5 protein-coding genes and 1 pseudogene are annotated in these 6,358 nt (G+C 68.3%); 2 read left to right on the top strand and 4 right to left on the bottom strand.

The features are described from left to right. The 3 genes from AC27KI_RS16975 to AC27KI_RS16965 all read right to left on the bottom strand — a co-directional run. On the bottom strand, positions 1-1,166 hold a 1,166-nt coding region (locus tag AC27KI_RS16975), incomplete at its 3' end, for a type II toxin-antitoxin system HipA family toxin (protein ID WP_487114878.1). Positions 1,167-1,280: 114 nt separating this feature from the next. After that, a complete protein-coding gene (locus AC27KI_RS16970; RefSeq protein ID WP_487114876.1) occupies positions 1,281-2,570 on the bottom strand; it encodes a M20/M25/M40 family metallo-hydrolase in 1,290 nt (429 codons plus the stop codon). Positions 2,571-2,660: 90 nt separating this feature from the next. Beyond that, a complete protein-coding gene (locus AC27KI_RS16965; RefSeq protein WP_487114874.1) occupies positions 2,661-3,548 on the bottom strand; it encodes a LysR family transcriptional regulator in 888 nt (295 codons plus the stop codon). A gap of 98 nt (positions 3,549-3,646) precedes the next feature. Here AC27KI_RS16965 and AC27KI_RS16960 point away from each other — a divergent pair, with 98 nt between their 5' ends. Continuing rightward, a complete protein-coding gene (locus AC27KI_RS16960; protein ID WP_487114872.1) occupies positions 3,647-4,075 on the top strand; it encodes a nuclear transport factor 2 family protein in 429 nt (142 codons plus the stop codon). Here the strand turns inward: AC27KI_RS16960 and AC27KI_RS16955 are convergent. After that, positions 4,062-4,988 carry a LysR family transcriptional regulator gene (locus AC27KI_RS16955; RefSeq protein ID WP_487114870.1) on the bottom strand — a complete coding sequence of 309 codons (927 nt, stop codon included), beginning with the start codon at positions 4,986-4,988 and terminating at the stop codon, positions 4,062-4,064. The genes AC27KI_RS16960 and AC27KI_RS16955 overlap by 14 nt on opposite strands. Before the next feature lie 108 nt (positions 4,989-5,096). Between AC27KI_RS16955 and AC27KI_RS16950 the strand changes: the two are divergent. Next, a pseudogene (locus AC27KI_RS16950) lies at positions 5,097-6,358 on the top strand (5-methyltetrahydropteroyltriglutamate--homocysteine S-methyltransferase); the annotation flags it as partial.

Genomic DNA, 6,358 nt, shown 5'->3' with positions numbered 1-6,358 from the left:
CGCGGCAGTCCGCATTCGGCGGCGACGGCGTCCAGCACCCGGCGCCAGTCCGGTGCGCCGTCGTCCCCCACCGCCCAGCGGATGCGCCGCGCGATGCCATCGGGGTGCAGGTACATGGGCGCGAAGTCGAACACCGGCGTGAGGGCGATGCGCCCGTCAAAGCCGCGCTGCACGGCCGTGTTGCGCGCGTGGTTGTCCTTGTTGCCCAGCGCCAGGTTGGCCACGTCGCGGCGCAGGTACTCCGCCACTTCGGCAGCGGGATCGGTGCACACGCGGGCCAGCTGGCGGCACACTTCCTCGTGCGAGGGCACGGCGCCGAAGCCCGCCCGGCCCGTGAGCGTGGCGATGCTTTCCTGCGCCAGCCGCACCACGCCGCCGCCCTGCCCCGAGCCACGCGCCGCGTCGCCGGCGATGCGGTCGAAGCGCGGAATGAAAAGCGCCCGGTCGCGCAGCACCAGCGGAGCGTGGACTCGCAGTCCCAGGTGCCGGGCGATGTCCATGTAGGGCGCCTCGTGCCGCAGGATGGCCGCGAGACGCTCGTTCGTGCCGCGGCCGAACTTGACGATGAAATGCGCCGCCGCCTCGCCATCGGGCAGCGAGTGGTCCAGGTGCAGCAGGCCATCGCTGGCCGAGCGCGTGAGCAGCACCTTGGGCCATTCGCCCTGCACGCCCGACGACCCGGCCACGAAAAGCCCGTGGCGGCCCAGGTAGTCCATGAAGTCGGACGACCGCTCGGCCACCTCGGCATCGGTGAAGCCGCGGCGCGGTCCGGTGCGCGCCTGCAGCCAGTCGGCCGCCTCTTTCACGCGCAGGTGCCCGATGGGGTTGCCGGCCCCGGCCAGCAGCAGCGGCCAGTCGGCCACGGCTTCCGACGCCTCAGGCAGACCCAGCTGGCGCAGCAGTTCTTCGCGGCCATGGCCCTGGGGCAGCAGGTCCGCCAGAAAGCCGGGCCACTGGCGCAGCTCCAGCGGCTCCAGCCCGGTGGCGAAGCCGCTGGCCAGCGCCCAGGCATCGCGCCGGCCCCCGTGCTCGACGGCCCATTCCACCGCATACCCGGTGTAGCTGGGTGTGCGCCAGCCCTGGGCGGGATCACCCAGCAGCAGGACGCTGGCGGCGTCGTGCCACCGGCCCTGGGCGTGGATCTGGAGCGTGCATTGCGGCGGCATATACACAGAAATATATCAATATTGCTACCTTTTAGCCATGCAATATAGATAGTTTTCTGCCAAAAAATGGGTAATTGCGGAGCGGAACCTTCTTTGCCCCGCGACACCACTGGCTTACTTGAGCACGCCTCGCGAAATGTCCATCACCATGCGCGTGGCCAAGTACAGCCGGGGCACGATGGTGTCGATCTGCACGTACTCGGCGTTGTTGGAATGCGCCCCGTAGCCCGACAGGCCCATGCCCTCCACCACGGCGCCGCGGGTCTTCAGCGCGGCGAACGCCGCGTCGGTGCCGCCGCCGGTGGCCTTGTCCAGCACGTTCAGGGGCAGGCCCAGTTCCTGGTAGATGGTCTTGCCGTGGCCGGCCACGCGGCGCGAGGCGTCGTTGGCCTCCAGCGGCGGGCGGCGCACTTCGAACTTCACCGACACCTTGGATTCGGGCAGCAACTTGGTCTGCACCTTGGCCTGCAGTTCTTTTTCCAACCCGTCGAAGTCCGCCACGCGCAGGGCGCGGGCGTCCGCCTGGGCCGTGGCCTCGGCGGGAATCACGTTGCGGTTGGTGCCGGCCTGGGCCACCGTCCAGTTCAGTTTGAGGCCCTGCTCGGGCCTGGACAGGTCCTTGAGCTGCAGCAGCTGGTGCGACAGCTCGTAGAGCGCATTCACGCCCTTTTCGGGCGCAGCGCCAGCGTGCGAGGCCCGGCCCTGCACCGTCAGGTAGGCCGCGCCGATACCGCTGGTGGCCAGGCGCAGGCTGCCGTCCGTGCCGCCGCCCTCGAAGGAAAACACCGCATCCTGGTCGGCCGCGACGCGGGTGATGGTGCTGCGCGCGCCGGGCGAGCTGATTTCCTCATCGCCGTTGATCAGCACGGTGAGCGTGCCGTACTCCTTGAAGCCGAGTTTTTGCAGCAGGCCCACGGTGTGCAGGATGGTGGCCACGCCCTGCTTGTCGTCCGCGATGCCCAGGCCGTAGGCCTTGCCGCCATCGATGCGAAAGGGCTGGTCCTTCAGCATGCCCTTGAGATACACCGTGTCCATGTGCGCGATGAAGAGGATCTTCTTCGTGCCGGTGCCCTTGAACTCGGCATGCACCGCCGGGCCCACCTTCTCAGGCGTGTCATCCAGGCGATAGATGTCGGTGGGCTGCAGGATCTCCACGGTGCCACCCTGGGCCTTCAGTTGCTGGGCAATGCGCGCGGCGATCTGGTTCAGGCCTTCGATGTCCTTGCTGCCCGACTCGATGTGCACCAGGTCGCGCAGCGTGTCCAGCAACGGTTGCTGCTCCTTTTGCGCCAGGGCGTGCACGTCGGCCACCGGTGCGGCCTGCGCCAGGGTGCCGGCGAAAGCCAGGGACAGGAATGCGATCAATGGACGCACGAACGATGAAGGGGTTTGCGAGGAATGCATGGTGGCAACAGTGGGCATGAATGGGAGAAAAGCCATTATGGGCCGCTGCAACGGAAACTTCACGCCCTCTGATTTCTTGCAATATCCCATTCAACTACGGGACTGCGTTGGGGAGGGATCGGTTACGGCCCACTGCGGATCGATGCGCGATGGCCGGGTACGCAGTTCGAACAGCCACATGCCATACAGCGGCAAGGCCTCGGCGAGTTCAAGCGCCCTGACCACCAGCGTCGCGGCGCCAAGCAGTGCCGGATGGGGCACGACGGCCAACAGATCGGATTGCCCCACCAGATGGAGCATGCTGGCGAAATCGGGACAGCGCACCGCGATCTTGGGCACAGGCATGCGGCGCACGCGGTGCGCCTCTGTGAGCACATCGACGGGACCTTTGACGCTGGGCCCGACGCAGGCCCACGCAGCGCCCTGCAGCTGCGCCAACGTTCGGGCCCGTGCCAGGGGATGGCCGCGGCGGGCATAGACCTGCGGCTGCAGATCGTAAAGCAGGCGCTCGGACAGGTCCGGGTGCGCAAATTGGCGCGGCTTGGGCGCGATGACCGCATCGAACCGCCCCTGCAGCAGCCCGGCGAGCAACGCGCCCTCGTCCGCCGTCGCCATGTCGAGGCAGCGCCGGGGATGGGGAAGGCACCAGCGCGCATACAGCACGGGGCCCCAGACCAGGGCGGCGGATGGCGTCAGCCCGACGCGCAGTACGTTCCGGTCGGGTGCAGGCACTGGCTTGAACCCCAGCGCTCCCATGCGCTGCCCCAGCGACGACGATTGCGCCGCCACCGATCTCGCCAGCTCGGTCGGCACATAGCGGCGCCCCGCACGGACCAGCAAAGGGGCGGAAAAGTGCGCCTGCAGCGCCTTCATTCCCTGGCTGATGGCAGGCTGGGAGACGCCACAGGCCTGTGCGGCCCGGGCAAAAGAGCCGTGCTCGACGACCGACCGAAGGTATTGCAGATGGCGCAGATACATAAGCACCCTTTATGTATTGGCACCGATTGTGGCTTGCCGGACAGCGCCGGCGCCGCCAAGCTGCGGCGATCTCCCCAGCGACCCACCAAGGACACCGCATGACAACGCACCCGCTCGACACCGTCAAGGCCTACCTGGGCCACCTCCACGCCAGCGATACCGAGGCCCTGATCGCCTGCTTCGAAGACGACGGGCTCGTGCACTCGCCTTTTCTCGGCACCCTGGGCGCCCGCGAGTTCTTCCACCGGCTCGCGCAGGCCTCGAATGGCAGCGTGATCACCGTGCTGGACCTCTTCACCTCGGTGGCACCGCAGGACGGGGGCACCGTGCGCATCGCGGCCTACTTCCGCTACGACTGGACTTTGAGCGACGGCCGCGAGGTGACCTTCACCTGCGTCGATGTCTTCACCTTTGACCCAGGCAGCCCACGCATCCGCGCCATGCAGATCGTCTACGACACGCATCCCCTGCGCGAACAGGTCGGCGACAAATACGCACCGGCACCGCCGCCGACTACAGCAGCGTGACGGCCTTGAGCGCGACGAAGCTCGTCTCGCGGATCACGCCAACGAAGTCCTGCAGGTAGTGCCGGCCCGACAACTGCGGCAGGCAGGCCGCGTGCAGCTCGCCCATCAGGCCCTGCTCGCCCACGGGCCGGGCGGTGACGTAGCCGCGGTCCAGATAGCTTTGCACCGCCCAGAGCGGCAAGGCCGCCACGCCGCGACCGCTCGCCACGAGCTGCAGCATGGCGACGGTGAGTTCCGTGGTGCGCCGGGGTGGGCGGATGCCGGCGGGCTCCAGCACCTGGCGCACGATGTCCAGCATCTCGTCAGGCACCGGGTAGGTGATGAGGGTCTGGTCGGCGAAGTCCTGCGCGGCCAGCCACGGCTTCTCGGCCAGCGGGTGTCCGTTGGCCAGCAGCGCGCGGATCTCGAATCCGAACAGCGGGTGGTGGTCGACGCCCGCCTCGTCGCCGTCCACCTCCGACACGATGGCCAGGTCGGCCCGGTCCTGGTGCAGCAAGCCCACCGGGTCGGCGTGAAAGCCGCTCACGATGTCCATCTCCACCTCGGGCCAGCGGCTGCGGAAGGCGTCCATCGCGGGCATCAGCCAGTCGAAGCAGGTGTGGCATTCCACGGCGATGCGCAGTTGACCGGCGGACGCCATCGACAGCCGCGCTACGTCGCGCTCGGCCGCTTCCACCTGGGGCAGCAAGGCATCGGCCAGCGCCAGCAGCCGCGTGCCGGTGGCGCTGAACTGGGGTGGCACGGACTTGCGCTCGAACAGGGGCGCGGTGTAGCGGTCTTCCAGCAGCTTGATCTGGTGCGACAGGGCCGACTGGGTGAGATTGAGCAGTTGCGCGGCGCGAACCAGGCTGCCGCTGTCGCGCAGGGCGGCCAGGGTGCGCAGGTGGCGGATTTCCAGGATCGACTGGTTCATTAGATATTCTCAAGATGAGGGCACAAAACTTTCGTTTGAATAATAAAGGCAATCACCGGACCATGGCGGCCTGCCTCAGCGCACCACCCATTCAAAGGAATTTCGACCATGGCCCAATCACCCATCTCCACCCACACCCTCGGTTTTCCGCGCATGGGCGCACACCGGGAACTCAAGGTCGCGCTGGAAAAGCACTGGCGCGGCGACCTGACCGCTGAGGCGCTGGAGGCCGTGGGCGCCGATCTGCGCGCCCGCCATTGGCAGGCCCAGCGCGACGCGGGCCTGGCCTTCGTCACCGTGGGCGACTTCGCCTACTACGACCATGTGGCCAACCACATCCAGCTGCTGGGTGCCGAGCCCGCGCGCTACGGCTTCGTGCCCGGCCAGCCCGAACTGGCCCGCTACTTCAAGATGGCCCGTGGCGAGTCCACCGCCACCGCGGCCGCCTGCCAGGGCGAGTCGGGCCAGGGCGCCTGCGGCCACGCGCCCGCCACGCCACACGCCAGCCAGTTCGCGCTGGAGATGACAAAGTGGTTCGACACCAACTACCACTACCTCGTGCCGGAATTCACGCCGTCCACCACCTTCCGGTTGGCCAGCGAGCGCCTGTTCGACGAGGTGGCCGAGGCGCAGGCCCTGGGCCACCCTGTCAAGGCGGTGCTGCTCGGGCCCCTGAGCTTTCTGTACCTGGGCAAGGAAAAGGCCGAGGGCTTCGACCGCTTTTCGCTGCTGCAGCCGCTGCTGGACGTGTACGAACAGATCCTCGCGCGGCTCAAGCGCCAGGGCGTGGCCTGGGTGCAGATCGACGAGCCCATCCTGGGCCTGGACCTGCCCGATGCCTGGCGACACGCGTTCGAGCCGGCGTACTGGCAGCTCAACCGCGCCGGCGCCCAGGTGCTGCTGGCCACCTACTTCTCGCCCCTGCAGGAAAACACCCGGCTCGCGTGCCAGCTGCCCGTGGCCGGCCTGCACGTGGACGCCGTGCGGGCGCCGGAGGACCTGGTCGCCGTGACCGACTGGCTGCCCAGCCACAAGCTGCTGTCGGTCGGCATCGTGGACGGCCGCAACATCTGGCGGGCCGATCTGGACGCCGCGCTGGAGCGCCTGGCCGCCATCGCCGCCAAGCACCGGGGGCCGCTGTGGATCGCGCCTTCGTGCTCCCTGCTGCACGTGCCTTTCGGCCTGGCGTCGGAAGACCGGCTCGATGCCGAGGTGAAATCCTGGCTGGCCTTCGCCCTGGAAAAGCTCGGTGAGCTGCAGACCCTGCAGAGCGCCCTCAACGGACAGCCCGATGCGGCGGCCCTGGCCAGCGCGCGCGCCGCCATCGACAGCCGCCGCTCCAGCCAGCGCGTGCACCGCCCCGATGGTGG

Source organism: Acidovorax sp. KPB24-03, assembly GCF_057546605.1.
The sequence above is the reverse complement of the archived record's forward strand: the minus strand, read 5'-3'. Positions and strand labels throughout refer to the sequence as shown.